Consider the following 16,653-nt stretch of genomic DNA (forward strand, 5'->3'; position numbering starts at 1 on the left):
ACCTCGGGCGAATGCGTCCGGTGTTAAGGGGAAAACTTAAATGAAACTTCGTATTCTGAGCGTTTTTGCTGCTGCCGCTCTTCTGGCTGCTTGTGAAACTGCACCTGATAGCACGGCAACCACTGGTGGCGACGGTGCAAGCACTTCTTCTAGCGCGTCGTCTTCGACCTCTTTGGCTGAAAGCAGCCCTGAGTGGTTCGCTGTCAACGTTGGTGACCGCGTCTTCTTTGGTTTCGACAAATACGATCTTGCCGGTGAAGCACGTCGCACCCTCGAACTGCAGGCCGCTTGGCTGAAGAAATATCCGCAGTACAAAGTTGTTGTTGAAGGTCATGCCGACGAGCGCGGCACCCGTGAATACAACCTTGCACTCGGCGAACGCCGCGCGAACTCGGTCAAAGATTACCTGATCGCTCTGGGCATCGACCCGTCGCGCATCGAGACCATTTCTTATGGTAAAGAGCGCCCGGTTGCTCTTGGCCATGACGAAGAAAGCTGGGGTAAAAACCGCCGCTCTGTATCGGTTATCCGTTAAGCGCGTGCAGGTGAAAGCCTGACTTGAAGATCAAGGCGCCTGTCCCGTTTGGGGCAGGCGCCTTATTTTTGCCGCCTGAAAATGTTTGAAAGTCACGACAGGTATTTCCATAGTGAACCTTCAAAGACTGAATTGACGAAAAAGGACCCGAAAATGATCCGCGTTCGATCCGCCATTTCGCCAAAGAACCGCAACATCCTGATGGCCCTTGCCGTCGGAGCTGTGTTTGGCATGACATCACTCGGGTCCCTGCCGGTTCACGCGCAAGACGCCAACATGTCGCGTCAGGTAGAACAATTGCGCAAGGACCTCGATCTTTTGCAGCGTTATGTCTATCGCGAAGGCACCGGTGACGCCGCACAGGCAGCTGTCTCGTCTGGTGATGGCGGCGGGGCTGCGACCCCGGCTGCCGCACGCCAGCAGGTCCAGATCAGCGCACTGGAACGCACGACCACCCAATTGACCGGTCAGCTTGAAGAATTCGACTACCGCATTCGCAAGATGGAAGACCGTCTGGAACGTCTGGTGGCCGATATTGATTTCCGCCTCAATCAGCTTGAAAGTGGCGGCGTTGCGACAAGTGGCGCAAATGCCGGTGGGGCAACTGCACCGCTTGCTGGGGGCACGGCTGCACAGGGCGCCAATAACTCTTCCGCCAACAGCGCACCGGGGGCTGCCGGTTCGGGTGAGCCCCTTAATGACCGTGGCACCCAGCTGTTTGGCGTGATTGAAAGCGAAGGCCAGCCGCCGCAAATTCCAAGTGGCGCTGCCGCATCCAACGCATCCGCACCAACCCAGAGTGCGGCGGCAACCACCGGCACGCCTGAAGAACAATACCGCGAGGCCTTTGGTCTTCTGCGCAAACAGGATTTCCAGGCAGCCGAACAGGCGCTGGGCAATTTCGTCAGCAACCATCCCAACGATCCGCTGGCGGGCAATGCGCAATACTGGTTGGGTGAAACCTATTATGTGCGTGGCCAGTATGAAAATGCTGCCATCGCCTTTACCGAAGGTTTCCAGACCTACCCCGACAGCACCAAGGCACCCGATAACCTTCTGAAGCTTGGCATGTCGCTGGCCAATCTTGGCAAGAACGAAGATGCCTGCACGGCCTTTGGTCACCTGATCGACAATTTCCCGAACGCCTCGAACGTCGTTCTGGATCGCGCCCGTCAGGAACGCCAGAACCGTGGATGTCCGCAGTAAACCCTGCGTATGACAGACCGATGATCGGCAACCTTACGACATCAGAAAATCAAAATACGGCGTCCGGTGGATCCCCACTGGACGCCGTTGCCTTTGATAGACTGATGATGGCGTTTGCCCCGTTTGAAACCGCCCCTGAAATCCTTGTTGGTGTCTCGGGCGGGGCCGACAGCATGGCACTGGCCCTTTTGGCCCATGACTGGTGTCAGGCACAAGGCGGCCGCGTGGTCGCCGTTACGGTTGATCATGGTCTGCGCAAGGCCGCCTCTGACGAGGCCCGCTGGGTCGCAGCCGAACTTGCCCGCCATAACATCGAACACATCACCAAACACTGGCAGGGTGAAAAGCCAACCGGTGCCGTGCAGGAAAAGGCGCGCCAGGCCCGCTATCAGATTTTTGATGACCTGATGCGTGATACCGGCATTTTCCATCTATTGGTTGCCCATCATGCAGGCGACCAACGCGAAACCATTGCCATGCGCCGGGATCGCGGCACGACCCCGATTGGGCAGGCGGGAATGTCTGCGCGGCGCTATCTGCGACATGGCCGGGTGCTGCGTCCGCTTTTGGCCGTTGCCAAGGCTGACTTGGTGGCGACCCTGACGGCACGCGGGCAGACGTGGATCGAAGATCCTTCCAACATCGACGAAAAGTTCGAGCGTGTGCGCGTGCGCAAGGCGTTTGAGGCAGGGGCATCACACCCGTCCGATATAACCGCCGACGCATCGGCGCGCCGCGATCTTGAAACGGGCATTGGCCGATTGCTGGCCGGGGCGGTGACCCTGCATGCGAACGGGGTTGCGATCCTTAACCCGGATGTGCTGCTGGATCCGAAAACAGATCGCAACGCTGCCATCCATGCGCTGGGGCAGGTGGTGCGTACGGTTGGGGGCGCAGGATATATGCCTGCACTTGATAAACTGCGCGATGCGCTTGATCGCCTTGGTGCGGATAAAACAGCCCGCATCAGTCTGGGCGGCTGCGTCTTGCACGGTCGGAAAGGCGGGATTTGCGTTTATCGCGAACTTGGCCGAATGAAGCAGGATCCGATTGCGTTGGATACCGAATCACTCACACGATCTTTGGTTGTGCGGTTTGATAATCGCTTTGAATGGCAGGCGGATGACGCTGATCTGTTGAGGCAAACTGGACGTTGGATCGCCCCGCTTGGCCTTTGTGATGTGTTTCACACGAAGTCTTTTCGCGCCGCGTTGGGCGAAATTGCACCATTTATTGGTAATTTACCGCGCGCGGCCCTTGCATCCGTGCCTGCACTCTACGATAAAGAAGGCTTGTTATCTGTTGGCGGGCTTGAGGTTTCGGAGCTTTCCGACGTACTATCCGCCGCCGGTTGCGGACGGCCTCTGGGCAGGGGCCTGATCGCGTCTGGTGGCAGTTGGCAGTTTGCGCCGCAAGTACCTTTGTGGGAAAGTGGTTTCAAATCGTCACCGAAACCCGACAACCTACTTGCGTAAGCGGGGCTTATGACTATTTGATTGTCAGACCCTGCGCAGGAAGTTTTGCGTCACGGCACACACAAATTGCGACCAGTAGCTTGGAATGAATATGGGAAAAAATCTCGCACTGTGGGTTATTATCGCCATCCTTTTGGTGGCGCTGTTTAACCTGTTTCAGTCGCCCTCCGGACGGTCCGGTCAGTCGTCGCTGGCATTTTCGGACTTCCTGGCCGAAGTGGATTCAGGTCAGATTTCCGAAGTCACCATCCAGGGCAACAACCTGACTGCAGAAACGCGCGACGGTCGCTCTGTTAATGTTTACACCCCGGATTATCCGAACCTCGTTGAAAAGCTGAACGACAAGGGCGTGCGCATCATCGCACAGCCTGAAGAAAGCCTGTCTCCTTTGATGAGCGCTTTGATCAGCTGGTTCCCGATGCTTCTGATCATCGGTGTCTGGATCTTCTTCATGCGCCAGATGCAGGGCGGCGGCGGCAAGGCCATGGGCTTTGGCAAGTCCAAGGCCAAGATGCTGACCGAGAAATCCGGTCGCGTGACCTTCGAAGATGTCGCCGGTATTGAAGAAGCCAAAAGCGAGCTTGAAGAAGTCGTCGACTTCCTGCGCGATCCGCAGAAGTTCCAGCGCCTTGGCGGTAAAATCCCCAAAGGCATGCTGCTTGTCGGTCCTCCGGGTACCGGTAAAACGCTGCTGGCACGTGCGATTGCCGGCGAAGCAAACGTTCCGTTCTTCACCATCTCGGGTTCTGACTTCGTTGAAATGTTCGTTGGTGTCGGTGCATCGCGTGTGCGTGACATGTTCGAACAGGGCAAGAAAAACGCACCTTGCATCATCTTCATCGATGAAATCGACGCTGTGGGCCGCCATCGTGGTGCCGGTCTTGGCGGCGGTAACGATGAACGCGAACAGACCTTGAACCAGCTCCTTGTCGAGATGGATGGTTTCGAAGCCAACGAAGGTGTGATCCTTGTGGCTGCTACCAACCGTCCGGACGTTCTGGATCCTGCATTGCTGCGTCCGGGTCGTTTCGACCGTCAGGTCGTCGTGCCGAACCCGGATCTGGAAGGCCGTGAACGCATTCTGGGTGTTCATGCGCGTAAAGTTCCGCTGGGTCCGGATGTCGATCTGCGCACCGTTGCACGTGGTACCCCGGGCTTCTCGGGTGCGGATCTGGCAAACCTTGTTAACGAGGCAGCTTTGCTTGCGGCCCGTCTTGGCAAGCGCGTCGTCACCATGGCTGATTTCGAAAACGCCAAGGACAAGGTCATGATGGGGGCTGAACGTCGCTCCATGATCATGACCGATGACGAGAAAAAGCTGACCGCCTATCACGAAGGTGGCCACGCACTGGTCGCGCTCCATACGCCTGCGTCTGATCCGATCCACAAGGCCACCATCATCCCGCGCGGTCGCGCACTGGGCATGGTGATGCGTCTGCCGGAACGTGATCAGGTGTCCAAATCCTATGAACAGCTGATTTCCGACCTTGCGGTTGCCATGGGCGGCCGCGTTGCCGAGGAAATCATCTTTGGCAAGGACAAGGTCACCACGGGGGCATCTTCGGACATCAACATGGTGACGCAATATGCGCGCAAGATGGTGACCGAGTGGGGCTTCTCCGACAAGCTCGGGAATGTCAAATACGTTGATAACCAGGAAGAAGTGTTCCTTGGTCACAGCGTTGCCCAGCACAAAAACGTTTCGGAAAAAACAGCACAGCTGATTGACGAAGAAGTCCGTCGTTATTCCGACGAGGCGTATGAATTCGCCAAGCGCGTTCTGACCGAACATCTTGATGACCTGCACAAGCTTGCAAAAGGTCTTCTGGAATATGAAACCCTGTCGGGCAAGGAAATCGACGCGCTGCTGCGTGGCGAGGAAATCAACCGTCCGGGCCATACTTCGGGTGGCGGCAAGGATGCAGGTGGCGGACGTCGCTCCACGGTGCCAAGCACCGGCGGTGCCCGCAAGGATAACCCTGGTGACGGCGGCGGGGACCTCTCCCCGGAACCGCAACCGGGAAGCTAACAGAAAGAGACTGATGGACGAGATCAAACGATCGGTCCTGCGAAGCCCCGCCGATGTGCGGGGCTTTGCCGATTTTGAAGGACCGCTTTACTACGCACCGACCGGTTTCATTGACCATGCCGATGATCCCAATACCTTGCCACTCGCCGGATCACGCCGGGGTTTTTCGGCACTTGAAATCATCCGCCGCCGCGAAGGTGGCGGTGCTGAAAGCATGATCTTGCCGCTGCTCGCCCTTGAAGGCTGGGTGCAAAACAGTGGCCGGGTTGATGAAATCAATGCGGTGCTGGACCGACTGATGGCCAAACGCCCGGACTATGCAGGGCTTGATATGGCGTCCTGCCATGTGATGGGCATCATAAATGTCACGCCTGACAGCTTTTCCGATGGCGGCGATTACAACACCACCGAACAGTCTGTGGCACGCGCCACGGCGATGATAGAGCAGGGCGCATCGATCATTGATGTCGGCGGCGAATCAACTCGTCCGGGGGCCGATACCGTGTCCGAGGATGAGGAAATCAATCGTGTGGTCCCGGTTATCCGCGAATTGGCATCCAAGGGGCACGTCGTTTCGATCGACACCCGCCACGCGGGCGTGATGGAGGCCGCGATTGAGGCCGGTGCTGCGATCATCAATGACGTCACGGGGCTTGAAGGCGACGAACGTTCGATGGAGGTTGCGGCTGCGTCGGGTAAGCCGGTGATGCTGATGCATATGCAGGGCGAACCAGGCACCATGCAGGCCGACCCGAAATATGATTGTGCGGTGCTTGATATCTATGACTATCTGCTCGATCGCATCGAAAGCTGCGAGCGGGCTGGTATTTCACGTGATCGCATTTGCATTGACCCGGGCATCGGCTTTGGCAAGACGCTATCGCACAATCTTGAACTGCTGTCGCGTCTGGCCATTTTCCATGGAGTGGGCTGCCCGATCCTGCTGGGGACCTCGCGAAAGTCATTCATCGGCAAGATTGATCCCAAGGCCGACCCGAAGCAGCGTCTGGGTGGTTCAATTGCGTCTGCGGTCAATGGATGGCGTCACGGGGTTCAGATGATCCGCGTACATGATGTGCCCGAAACGGTGCAGGCGATTTCTGTGGCCAGTTCCACATCCATTGTATGACGGTGTATTTAGCGCATCGTCTGCACGTATAACTTGTCATTTTATCGGCATCGTTTAAAACATGGCTCGCAATCGCAAGGAGGCCTGGCTTCTGATCGGTTGCGAGCTTTTTTGCGGCAAATTCGATTCTGGCATTTTCTGACCATTTACGGTTGATACTTGCAGAATCGGTCCTTTGACCACATACCAATAAGTATCAAACAAAAGTGACACCAAAGTCACAGTTGATGGTTGGACAACAAGCGAACGCGAAGGTCTTTAGATGAACGAGATAGGCGGTCTGACGCAGCCGTTCCCTGCTGATGTCAGGTCTGGCTGGAATGCTATGACGCACTGTGTATATGTCGTGGAAGATAACACCGATCTCAACAAGGATCTGTGTGAATATCTTGAGATGTGCGGTTTCGATGTGGTCGGTTGTGAAACCGGCGCTGCATTTTACCGCGCCCTTGCTGCGCGCAAACCTGATGCGGTCATTCTTGATATTATGCTACCCGACGCGGATGGCTATGAACTGGCCCAGCATGTCCGCAAAACCGTTGATTGCGGCATCATGATGCTGACCTCGCTTTCGGGAATGGACAATCACCTGACCGGCTATAAATCTGGTGCCGATGTCTATCTGACGAAGGACAGTCCGCTATCGGTGATCGAGGCCGCCCTCAAACCACTTCTGCGCCGCGCGTCACGCTCAGACAACGAAGCGACGGCGGAAACGGCAATTCCCGAGGATAGCTGGGTTCTTGATATGCTTAACTGGACCCTGCGCAATCCCGAAGGCAATGAAGCCAAACTGACAGCGACCGAACGCACCATCGTCAAGATCCTGATTGATGCCAATGGGGCGTGGCTGACACGTCCTGAAATCGTCGAGGCGCTCGGCAAGGCCGACACGGCGGAAAACTGCCGCAATCTGGATACGGCAATCCGGCGCGTGCGTCAAAAAATCATCAAGGAAATCGGCGAAGAACTGCCTGTGCGAACGGCTTACGGTCGTGGCTATGCCTTTACGTCACCCGCCGCCATTGCCGGCGAGGCCGAGGCTTCCTGATCCGTTTGTTCCCCGCCCGAATAACGTGCGGCCAGCTACTCGCACGGTAAAAGCAGGCAAAGCTCGATGCTGCGTGCGCCCTTCTGGCGCAGCGTGATCGATCCGCCGTGGGCAACGACAATACGTTGCGAAATATGCAGCCCGAGTGCGCGCTGCAATGACTGGCTTTCCATGTCGCGTCGGAACAGCGCATCGGAAATCATGGCGGTCTCGTCTTCATCAAGTTCTTCACCGCGGCAGGGGATGCTGATTTCAACCCGCATCTCCGAATGTCGGTGAGTACTGATGTGGATCGGTGCCCCGTGCGCAAAGCGGCGTGACGTTTCAACCAGGTTCGTGATCGCAAGCCCCATCAGGGTTTCGTCGATAAAGACCTCGATACCTGTGGTCCGGCTCAATACAGCCTGAACTTCCGCACCTTCGCGTGTTGTCTGGGCGACAAATTCCTGAAGGAACCGGTTGATCGGAACTGTCTTGCGCGCAAGTGACAGTTCCTGGGTATCGATACCGTCCTTGGTCAGGAAAATATCGACAAGGCGCGCCAGTTTCTGCGCCTGAAGCTGAATGCGTCGCAAACGTTCAAGAACGTCATCCTTGTGGTTTGTCAGACGCAGCATCAGCATTTCCGATGATCGCTGGATCACCGCAAGTGGTGTTCGGAATTCATGCGACAGCATCGAAATCAGTTTGCGCTGTTCCTCGACCAGCGAGGTGGTTTCTTCTGCCTTGCGAACGACCGTGACGCGTTCCTTGTCCATGCGCGACAACCGCACCGTCATGATGATGCCCATCCCGACAAGGTGGAACATCAAGGTGTAGCTGTGCAGTTCCAGACGCAATCTGGTCGCATCGATCACCCCCGAAAGGGCAAGCTGGATCATGATCGCCGCCCCGGTCGGAACGGCCAGAACCACAAGGAACGCCCAGTAACGCGGGTTGTGGATGTCCTCAAACGCCCGTTTGATCAGAATTGCGCACATCGTGGCCATAAAGACCGAATGGCTTGGCACGATATAGGTGCCAAAGACGGTGTACAGATCGGTCGTGGCCCCGGCTGCAAAGGCCAGAATGAAAAAACCGTACGCGCAACATATCTTGTAGGCCAAAGGATGCTTCTTTTTGGCATCGATGATGTAGAGCCACAGAAACACCGTCACGCCATAGGTAATGATGTTGGCTGTTCCCAACAAAAAGTCATTCAGCCACGGTATTTCCGGTCGTAGCTCGCTTAAGACCACGCCATTGACGACTGCCGCCGTGACACCGATTGCCAGGACCCAGATGCTGTACAAAACGACAATCCGGTCCCGCGCAATCAGACCAAGCGCCAGATAGGCCAGACCCAATGCCAGAATGAAGCCAAAGAAAACATTCGACGCCAGATCACGGAAAGACAGCGAGGAAACCAGATCGGTTGCCGGCCAGAGTGTCATCCAGATCAGATTGGCGCTATTGCTTTGCGACCGGACATAAAGGCGATAATCGCCCGGCTCCATCAATGGCAGGGCGGCAATATGTGTTCGCCCGCCATATTGGCGCGCGCTGGCGGGTACATGATCGCCAAGGCGGGTATGCCAGACCGGATCACCCAGTCCATCGGGAACCAGAAACACATCAATGAAATTCAAATAGTTCGGCCCGATTTCAAGTAGGGCGCGTTTCGTCATGTCATTGGTGATGGTGAGGTCAAGCTGATGCCAGATCACATCGCGGGTATACCCAAAGGACGGTATGGCATGTGACTGCTGAAAGGTCGCATCCGGAAGGGCCCGGATCTCTTCAAAGCCAAGCTTGCGTGTGGTGTCGGCAAAGGACGCAACAAACCGGGTGATCTCAATCGGTTCTGTGACATTGCCCGGCAGAACCAGATGATCCTGATCATTGCTCGGCATCACGGCTGATTGCGCGTTTGCGCCGTGCCATGGCATCAAAACCATGGTTGCAATTATGAGCAACACCAATGCCGCCGCCGATGCCATGGTGGACAGGGAATGTGTTGTTGGCGTCATGAACAGCGGCGATCTGACCCTCATGACCGCCCCCCGTCATGGGACGTCTCGGTATAACCAAGCGGGAAGCCAGCCCTGTTTTCATTGTTCCTAAGCACCGTCATGTCGCGGTCATAGGGCAGTTTGATCAGGATTGTTGTTCCGCCTTCTTCGCCAACACTAACCGACAGGGATCCGTCATGGGCCTCGATGATGCGTTTGGTCAGATGCAATCCAAGCCCGACACCCTGGATTTTGACCGAATCCCGTCCGCGGTAAAAGGCGTTCAGAACATTCTGCAGATCGTCGGCGGCAATGCCCGGTCCCTCGTCGACAACCCGGATATAGACATAGCCATTGGCAGCCCTTTCGGCTGAAATCCAGACAGCGGCACCCGGCGCATATTTGCGCGCATTCTCGATCAGGTTGATTAGCGCACGTTCCATCAGGATCCGGTCAATCTCGACGATCACAACATCGCTTTGGATCAGGCTGATATTCTGGCCGGGGACCTCGCGTTGGCGCTGTGCAATCAAATCGCGCAGAAACGCATCGATGGCAACCGCTTCGCGCGTAGTGGTGAATGTCGCGCTATCAAGGGTTTCCTTGGTCAGGAACGCATCGACAAGGCCCGACAGCTGCCGGGCATTGGACTGGATCGTCGACAGCCGGTTCAGAACGCTTTCAGGCTCTTTTTGCAAATGTAGTCCGAGGATTTCAGCAGAGCGCTGAATGATCGCAAGCGGTGTGCGGAATTCATGTGACAGCATGGTGATAAAGGTACGCTGTTCACTGGCAAGTTGGTCGGCCCGCTGGCCGGAGGCAAGGGCATCAACACGCCGGTTGATCACGCCATAGGTGCGATAGGCCATGGCGATGGCGACCAGTACAAGCTGAATAAATGAACTGAGGGCAAAGATGCTCGTGGTAAATCCGTTGACCGGCAACCACCCGATCAGCAACAGCAAATGCGCCATTGCCCCGATGGTCGGAACACCAAGCGCGACCATCAAATAACTCATTTGGAATGTGTGCTTCTGGCGATATCCGCGATACATCAGATTGATCAGCAAAACCGCAAGAAGGAATATCTGAGGCCCGAAAAACACTTTGGCATACAGGATATACCAGTCCGAAGTGGCAGTCAGACAACCTGCCATCGCCAGAACCGAATACCCGACCATGATCCGAAACAGCGGCCGGTTCTCGCGATCAAGACGGGTCATGTAGCTCCACATCATGATGCTTGTACCAAGCGCAAACGCCGTTCCGGTTCCCGTCACGAAGTCCGAGGCCAGCGACCAGAACGGTTTGAAAATCAGTTGGGCATAGCCCGTCACCCCGAACGAAATCAGAAACAGCGAAAAGATATAACCCGAATACCAGAGAACAGACCGATCCCCCGACATCACGCCAAACGCGAAATAAATCCCGAATGCAAGAAGCAGAACACCAAGGGTAGCCCCCTTGATGAAACTGTTGCTGCCCGATTTGGTGATCAGCGCCGTATCAGGCAGGAGTTCGGCCTCAAAGACATGCGCACTGTTGGTATGGACCGCGATAATCAGCCAATATTCGCCAAGTGAAAGTTTCGGCCATTCGGCAACGTGCGAAAGATTTTGCAGGCCACCCTTGGCTCTTGGAATTCGATCGCCGAGATGTTCCTGCCAGATGATCTGGCGCGCGTCATTTGACAGGATGCTGATCTCGATATCATTCAGATACACATGTCCGATATCGATAAAGGCGCTTCTTCCCGTTCGTCCGGGCTGATCAACGATTTTGACCGGCGCGCGATACCAGATGGTGCGATCTGTATAGCCCGGACCGCGTGCCTCAAGGACAGAAGCGAATTCAGATTCGGCAATCGACGGGATTTTAAATGCGCTTTCCTCTTTGCGGTCTGTCACCAGACGCGTCAGATAGCGGTTCAGATTGATAACTTCCGCAGGTCCGCTGGGTGGCAGGACGAGTGTTTTGGCAACCTCATGCGCAGCGATTTTGGGTCCGTAAACGGCAAAAATGCCGGACGCGGTCACAATCAACATCGCAAAAAGAAACATATTCAAGCGGATGCTGCGCAAAATTCCCCCGGTTTCAGCCCCTTAGCCCCTTCATCTTGTGATAGCGGGTTTTTGACCGAAGGTCATCGCTTTTATCCGAATATCGCCCTGTTTGCCTGTTAACGGATTGATTGCCAGTTTGGCACTAGAATAGGCGCTGAAATATGCCGATTGCCGGTGGCATTGCGCCGCCACTTTGATATAACCGGCAGTCAGAATGAATTGACAGGGCATAATGCCCGCAAAGCAAGCAGAGACACAGAATATGAGCCGCAAGTATTTTGGCACCGATGGCATTCGCGGAACTGCCAATACAGCGCCGATGACCGCAGAAGTCGCCCTGAAAGTCGGGATGGCTGCCGGCCATTATTTCACCCGTGGTGATCACCGCCACAAGGTCGTGATTGGCAAGGATACCCGACTGTCGGGCTATATGCTTGAACCGGCCCTTGTTGCAGGTTTCACCTCGATGGGGATGGATGTCATGCTGGTCGGCCCGATGCCGACCCCGGCGGTGGCCATGCTGACCAAATCGATGCGCGCTGATATCGGTGTGATGATCTCGGCCTCCCACAACCCGTTCCAGGATAACGGCATCAAGCTGTTTGGCCCGGATGGCTTCAAGCTGTCGGACGAGGTCGAACTTGAAATCGAAGCCCTGATGGAAAGCGATCTTTCGGGCAAACTGGTACCTGCCAATGCGCTGGGCCGTGCCAAACGCATTGATGATGCGCCGGGCCGCTATATCGAGGCCGTCAAATCATCCCTGCCGGGCTCCGTCACGCTTGAAGGTCTGCGCATCGTGCTTGATTGCGCCCACGGTGCCGGCTACTCCGTCGCGCCCAAGGTTCTGCGTGAACTGGGTGCAGATGTAATTGAAATCGGCACCAGCCCGAATGGTCTGAACATCAATGATCAGTGTGGGTCGACCTACACCAAAACCATGTGTGACCGGGTTCTGGCCGAAAAGGCCGATGTCGGGATTGCCCTTGATGGCGATGCCGACCGTGTCCAGATGTGTGATGAAAAGGGACATCTGATCGACGGCGACCAGTTGATGGGCCTTGTTGTAACCCACTGGAAACGCACCGGTCAGCTGCGCGGGAACGCGCTGGTCGCGACTGTGATGTCGAACCTTGGTCTTGAACGCTACCTTGAAAGCAACGATGTCCGTCTGATCCGCACCAAGGTCGGTGATCGCTATGTTGTCGAACAGATGCGCGCCCTTGATTGCAATGTCGGTGGTGAACAGTCGGGCCATATCGTTCTGTCCGACTTCGCATCGACCGGCGATGGCCTGTTGGCAGCCCTTCAGGTGCTGGCGGTCCTTGCCAGCCGCGAAGGCCCGGTTTCCGAACTCAGCCGTGTGTTCGAACCGCTGCCGCAGATCCTGAAAAACGTGCGCTACAGTGCCGGTTCTGATCCCTTGGCGCAAAGCAGCGTCATCGAAGCCATATCCCTGGCAGAACGGGCCTTTAACGGTGATGGTCGTATCCTGATCCGTAAATCTGGCACCGAACCGCTGATCCGTGTGATGGCCGAAGGTGATGACGCGATTAAGGTCGAACAGATCGTTGATGGCATCGTTGCCGAAATCACCGCCGTTGCCGGTTAACCGGTCATTGTGACGAAAACCTGATATCTGCAGGATAAGGAAGGGTCGTATGAAGGGTCGTGTCTTGATTATCGCCGGGTCGGATTGCTCCGGTGGGGCCGGAATTCAGGCCGATATCAAATCGGTGACGGCCCTTGGCGGCTATGCTGCAACTGCGATAACGGCGCTCACGGTGCAAAACACCACCGGAGTCTTCGATGTTCTTGGCATCGATCCGGACATGATCATCCATCAGGCCACCGTGACGATTGATGATATTGGCGCGGATGCGCTTAAAACCGGGATGCTGCATTCGGTGCCGGTCATTACCGCGGTGGCGGAATTTATCAAATCAAAGGCAACAGGTATTTCGGTCGTTGTAGACCCAGTGATGGTATCGCAAAGCGGTTCACGCCTGCTTCAGGAAGACGCGGTCGAAGCGCTAATGACCCATATGGTGCCGCTTGCGACCGTGCTGACACCAAATATTCCAGAGGCCGAAGTATTATCAGGTATGAAAATCACCAGCGAAGCTGATATGATTGCTGCAGCGCACAAAATTGGTGATCTCGGTTGCGAGGCCGTCCTGATAAAAGGTGGTCACGCCGACGGGGACAAAATCGTCGATATCTTGTGGCGCCGGGATCGCGATATCGAAGGTTTCGAAGATACCCGCATTCCGTCTGAGAATAATCATGGTACGGGCTGCTCGCTTGCAAGTGCCATTGCAACCGGGCTGGCTCAGGGCATGGGATTAAGTGATTCCGTTGCCCGTGCGCGGGCATATGTCCGTGAAGCCATCCGAACCGCACCGGACTTTGGCAAAGGAAACGGTCCGCTAAACCATGCGCATCCTGTGACCGGTTGAATAATTCAACACGAATGTGACAGGGCGCTGAAAGTTGGGACACTTAAAGCTATGCCGGGCACATCGTTTTTCCATCAGGCGCGAAACAACGCCTGGTCAAATCACCGTTTGTATGGGGTCTGTCAGAAATTGACAGATGGCGAACTCGCCTCCAAACGAACGCCTTTTTCCGCCTCTATTCTTGAAACGCTGAACCATATCCTGACCAATGACTGGTATTATCTTGATGCGCTGGTCGATGGCAGGCGGGGTCGGGCGTGCCTTGATACTGAAATGCCGTTCGGTGCCATTGATAAACTTGCCGCAGCCCAGCGTGATGCGGATATGCGTTTGATGGCGTATTGTGAACAGCTCAATGACAAGGATGCCATCCGGGCGGTCGAACTGGTCCGCGAAGACGGCAGCAAGACGCTTGAAACCGTGGCCGATATTTTGTCACATCTGTTTGTCTATCAAACCCATCAACGCGGGCAGGTGCATGCGCTTCTGGCCGTCACCGGTCAGGCACCACCAATCCTTGATGACTACCATCTTGAATATGATGCGCCGATGCCAAGCTTCGATTTTTCGGCCCTTGGCCGCAAAGGTGCATAAAGGATACCGATGAATACAAGAATGCTGCGCCGTGCGATTCTGGCTGGCGGGATCGCCGTTCTGGCCGTCGTCAGTTTCGGCAACCCGCATCGTCATGTTGCCGATCTTTTCTGGCCCGATGATGCCGCACCCTGGGAACATGTGACTGCGGTCTATGTCCCCGATATCAGTCAACCGACCCGGGTCAAGATATCCGAGGCCACCTATGACGATCTTGCGGCCTGCCGCGATCACGTCATGGAACAGGCGGCCGCGCAGGGCGACCCCAACCTTGAAAAGGGCCGCTTTGAATGCGCCATCGGATTTTATGCCGACAAGGATGATGGCACCGGCGGCGAATACCGCCTGATCGTCAAGTAATCAGTTGTCCTGTTTGTTCGAAGGCTACAGCACGTACCAAAGCAATGCGGGCAGGGCGATGGCGGCAAGGAAGCTTGAACTGATCACCACACCGGCGACTTCTTCCGGCTCGCGGTTATAAAGCTGTGCAAACAGATAGCAGAATACAGCAACCGGCATCGAACATTGCAGGATAACAACGCCGCGTTCCATGCCGGTCAGTCCCATGACTTGCGACAGACCCAAACCAACCCCGAAACCCATGCCAAGGCGCAGCACACTCAGTGCCGTGCTGCGTGCAAGGCTGACCGGGCGCAGCTTGGCAAGCGACACACCAAGGGTAAACAGCATCAACGGAATGGTCAGTTGCCCGATCAGGTTGGTGGTGTTGTAAAGCCATTCGGGCACCGGCGTTTCGGTGGCAAGGAACCCCGTGGCAATCAGGGTTGCCGGAATGATCGGCATCTTGGCCAGCGACTTGATCGAAAAGCTGCCCGATACGAACGCAACCCCGATGGTCAGCTGGATCACGACATAGGCGGCAAAGAACGCCACCGAAAGCGCCAAGCCTTCCTGCCCATAAGCCAGCATACACAGCGGCAAGCCAACATTGCCGACATTTGGCCAGGTCAGCGATTGCAGATAAGTGCGCGGAGACAGGTTAAAGACCTTAAGCACCGGCCAGCCGATCAGGGCAAAGATCACATTGGCTGCAAGGGCGGCTGTCCCCATCAGAACCAGCGTATCACCGCCAAGCTCCACCGTCGCAAGGGCGGCAAAGGTCAGACAGGGTGTCGCGAAATAGGTGACAATGGATGTGACAAGGTTGGTGTCAAAATGTTTGCCAGCACGGGCCCAGAAATATCCCAGTCCGGTGGTGATGAAAACCGGGGCCAAAATCGCAAAAATATCGGCAAACATAGAACGTTATTCCTTGAAGATCTTTTTATCGTGGCGCGTGACTTGAAGCGAAATTGTCACGTCTTTCAGTTGCTCTGCAAGTGAATAATGGTAATACCAATTTCTTTTCCACACCCCGGAAAAAGGTTTGAGGCTTGTGAAGTCTTGCTTTTTCGAAGGCGTTTGCGCCATTGTGGGCGAAACCCGACCATGCAAAAGGCCCCTTGATGACCGGTTCTTCAAACGAAACTGTGAAGCGTCACCTGATCGATCCGGCGCCGCGCTTTCGCGATCAACGCAATCCGGTTCCGGCTGTCTTTCTGGATCGGGACGGGGTGATTAACGAGGAAGTCCACTATCTGTCAGACGTTGCCGATCTTAAACTGATCAACGGCACGGCAGAGGCGATCAAACGCCTCAATGATGCAGGCATTCCGGTAATTGTTGTCACGAACCAGTCCGGTGTCGCGCGGGGCTATCTCACCGAAGACCAGCTTTTTGAAATCCACAAGGCATTGGTTTCCATGCTTTCCGATCACAAGGCATCGGTGCAGGGCATCTATTATTCACCCTATCATCCAAGCGGGCAGGGCGATTATCGCCGCCAAAGCACATGCCGCAAACCCGAACCCGGCATGCTTCTGGCCGCAAGTGACGAGTTTGCCATCAACCTCGCGGAAAGCGTCCTGATTGGTGATCGCATCAACGATATCCGTGCCGGTCACGCGGCGGGCACAAAGGCCATCATGGTCAGAACCGGCCACGGCGCAAAGGAAGCCATCCTGCCCGAGGCACAGGAAGCCGATTTTATTGCTGATGATCTGACAATGGCGGTCGATTACATCCTGACCACGCGGCAATAGGGCGCGTTTCAGGCCCTCC

At 55.7% G+C, this 16,653-nt stretch carries 14 protein-coding genes; 11 read left to right on the forward strand and 3 right to left on the reverse strand.

What is annotated here, in order from left to right; translation table 11 throughout:
* The first annotated feature begins 40 nt into the window (after positions 1-40).
* The 6 genes from pal to TH4_RS08290 all read left to right on the forward strand — a co-directional run bounded on the left by pal (position 41) and on the right by TH4_RS08290 (position 7,425).
* Positions 41-535 carry a peptidoglycan-associated lipoprotein Pal gene (pal, locus tag TH4_RS08265; RefSeq protein ID WP_064780637.1) on the forward strand — a complete coding sequence of 165 codons (495 nt, stop codon included), beginning with the start codon at positions 41-43 and terminating at the stop codon, positions 533-535.
* Positions 536-688: 153 nt separating this feature from the next.
* Positions 689-1,741, forward strand: a complete 1,053-nt coding sequence (gene ybgF / locus TH4_RS08270) for a tol-pal system protein YbgF (RefSeq protein ID WP_064781011.1) — start codon at positions 689-691, stop codon at positions 1,739-1,741.
* A gap of 20 nt (positions 1,742-1,761) precedes the next feature.
* Complete coding sequence (tilS, locus tag TH4_RS08275) at positions 1,762-3,216, forward strand: tRNA lysidine(34) synthetase TilS (protein ID WP_167351205.1); 1,455 nt, start codon at positions 1,762-1,764, stop codon at positions 3,214-3,216.
* Positions 3,217-3,301: 85 nt separating this feature from the next.
* Positions 3,302-5,245, forward strand: coding sequence for an ATP-dependent zinc metalloprotease FtsH (ftsH, locus tag TH4_RS08280; RefSeq protein ID WP_063087190.1), 1,944 nt, complete (start codon positions 3,302-3,304; stop codon positions 5,243-5,245).
* A 13-nt stretch (positions 5,246-5,258) separates the two neighbouring features.
* Positions 5,259-6,374: a dihydropteroate synthase gene (gene folP / locus TH4_RS08285; RefSeq protein ID WP_064780639.1), complete on the forward strand. Its 1,116-nt coding sequence runs from the start codon at positions 5,259-5,261 to the stop codon at positions 6,372-6,374.
* Positions 6,375-6,699: 325 nt separating this feature from the next.
* Positions 6,700-7,425, forward strand: coding sequence for a response regulator transcription factor (locus tag TH4_RS08290; RefSeq protein WP_245227791.1), 726 nt, complete (start codon positions 6,700-6,702; stop codon positions 7,423-7,425).
* 35 nt (positions 7,426-7,460) lie between these two features.
* Here the strand turns inward: TH4_RS08290 and TH4_RS08295 are convergent, their stop codons facing one another.
* Both TH4_RS08295 and TH4_RS08300 read right to left on the reverse strand, forming a co-directional pair.
* Positions 7,461-9,458: a sensor histidine kinase gene (locus TH4_RS08295; protein WP_083997021.1), complete on the reverse strand. Its 1,998-nt coding sequence runs from the start codon at positions 9,456-9,458 to the stop codon at positions 7,461-7,463.
* Positions 9,455-11,476, reverse strand: a complete 2,022-nt coding sequence (locus TH4_RS08300; RefSeq protein ID WP_064780642.1) for a sensor histidine kinase — start codon at positions 11,474-11,476, stop codon at positions 9,455-9,457. Before TH4_RS08300 ends, TH4_RS08295 begins: the two co-directional genes overlap by 4 nt.
* 265 nt (positions 11,477-11,741) lie before the next feature.
* Between TH4_RS08300 and glmM the strand changes: the two genes are divergently transcribed.
* The 4 genes from glmM to TH4_RS08325 are packed head-to-tail and all read left to right on the forward strand — an operon-like array spanning position 11,742 to position 14,892.
* Positions 11,742-13,091: a phosphoglucosamine mutase gene (gene glmM / locus TH4_RS08310; protein ID WP_064781012.1), complete on the forward strand. Its 1,350-nt coding sequence runs from the start codon at positions 11,742-11,744 to the stop codon at positions 13,089-13,091.
* A gap of 49 nt (positions 13,092-13,140) precedes the next feature.
* Entirely contained in the window at positions 13,141-13,938 is a 798-nt protein-coding gene (thiD, locus tag TH4_RS08315) for a bifunctional hydroxymethylpyrimidine kinase/phosphomethylpyrimidine kinase (RefSeq protein ID WP_064780644.1), read from the forward strand.
* A 51-nt stretch (positions 13,939-13,989) separates the two neighbouring features.
* On the forward strand, positions 13,990-14,532 hold the full coding sequence (locus tag TH4_RS08320) for a DinB family protein (protein WP_064780645.1): 543 nt from the start codon (positions 13,990-13,992) through the stop codon (positions 14,530-14,532).
* A 9-nt stretch (positions 14,533-14,541) separates the two neighbouring features.
* The gene (locus tag TH4_RS08325) at positions 14,542-14,892 is read left to right on the forward strand and encodes a hypothetical protein (RefSeq protein WP_064780646.1); all 351 of its coding nucleotides are present in this window, start codon (positions 14,542-14,544) and stop codon (positions 14,890-14,892) included.
* 24 nt (positions 14,893-14,916) lie between these two features.
* Here TH4_RS08325 and TH4_RS08330 read toward each other — a convergent pair whose 3' ends face one another.
* Positions 14,917-15,792 carry an AEC family transporter gene (locus TH4_RS08330; RefSeq protein ID WP_064780647.1) on the reverse strand — a complete coding sequence of 292 codons (876 nt, stop codon included), beginning with the start codon at positions 15,790-15,792 and terminating at the stop codon, positions 14,917-14,919.
* Positions 15,793-15,998: 206 nt separating this feature from the next.
* Here TH4_RS08330 and TH4_RS08335 point away from each other — a divergent pair, with 206 nt between their 5' ends.
* Positions 15,999-16,634, forward strand: a complete 636-nt coding sequence (locus TH4_RS08335; protein WP_064780648.1) for a D-glycero-alpha-D-manno-heptose-1,7-bisphosphate 7-phosphatase — start codon at positions 15,999-16,001, stop codon at positions 16,632-16,634.
* Positions 16,635-16,653 lie beyond the last annotated feature (19 nt).

The organism is Thalassospira tepidiphila MCCC 1A03514 (genome assembly GCF_001662875.1).
Lineage (GTDB): Bacteria > Pseudomonadota > Alphaproteobacteria > Rhodospirillales > Thalassospiraceae > Thalassospira > Thalassospira tepidiphila.

Bases quoted from the DNA above. Each gene is read 5' to 3' on its own strand.
- pal (WP_064780637.1), top strand. From the start codon at position 41: ATGAAACTTCGTATTCTGAGCGTTTTTGCTGCTGCCGCTCTTCTGGCT.
- ybgF (WP_064781011.1), top strand. From the start codon at position 689: ATGATCCGCGTTCGATCCGCCATTTCGCCAAAGAACCGCAACATCCTG.
- tilS (WP_167351205.1), top strand. From the start codon at position 1,762: ATGATCGGCAACCTTACGACATCAGAAAATCAAAATACGGCGTCCGGT.
- ftsH (WP_063087190.1), top strand. From the start codon at position 3,302: ATGAATATGGGAAAAAATCTCGCACTGTGGGTTATTATCGCCATCCTT.
- folP (WP_064780639.1), top strand. From the start codon at position 5,259: ATGGACGAGATCAAACGATCGGTCCTGCGAAGCCCCGCCGATGTGCGG.
- TH4_RS08290 (WP_245227791.1), top strand. From the start codon at position 6,700: ATGACGCACTGTGTATATGTCGTGGAAGATAACACCGATCTCAACAAG.
- TH4_RS08295 (WP_083997021.1), bottom strand. From the start codon at position 9,458: ATGAGGGTCAGATCGCCGCTGTTCATGACGCCAACAACACATTCCCTG.
- TH4_RS08300 (WP_064780642.1), bottom strand. From the start codon at position 11,476: ATGTTTCTTTTTGCGATGTTGATTGTGACCGCGTCCGGCATTTTTGCC.
- glmM (WP_064781012.1), top strand. From the start codon at position 11,742: ATGAGCCGCAAGTATTTTGGCACCGATGGCATTCGCGGAACTGCCAAT.
- thiD (WP_064780644.1), top strand. From the start codon at position 13,141: ATGAAGGGTCGTGTCTTGATTATCGCCGGGTCGGATTGCTCCGGTGGG.
- TH4_RS08320 (WP_064780645.1), top strand. From the start codon at position 13,990: ATGCCGGGCACATCGTTTTTCCATCAGGCGCGAAACAACGCCTGGTCA.
- TH4_RS08325 (WP_064780646.1), top strand. From the start codon at position 14,542: ATGAATACAAGAATGCTGCGCCGTGCGATTCTGGCTGGCGGGATCGCC.
- TH4_RS08330 (WP_064780647.1), bottom strand. From the start codon at position 15,792: ATGTTTGCCGATATTTTTGCGATTTTGGCCCCGGTTTTCATCACCACC.
- TH4_RS08335 (WP_064780648.1), top strand. From the start codon at position 15,999: ATGACCGGTTCTTCAAACGAAACTGTGAAGCGTCACCTGATCGATCCG.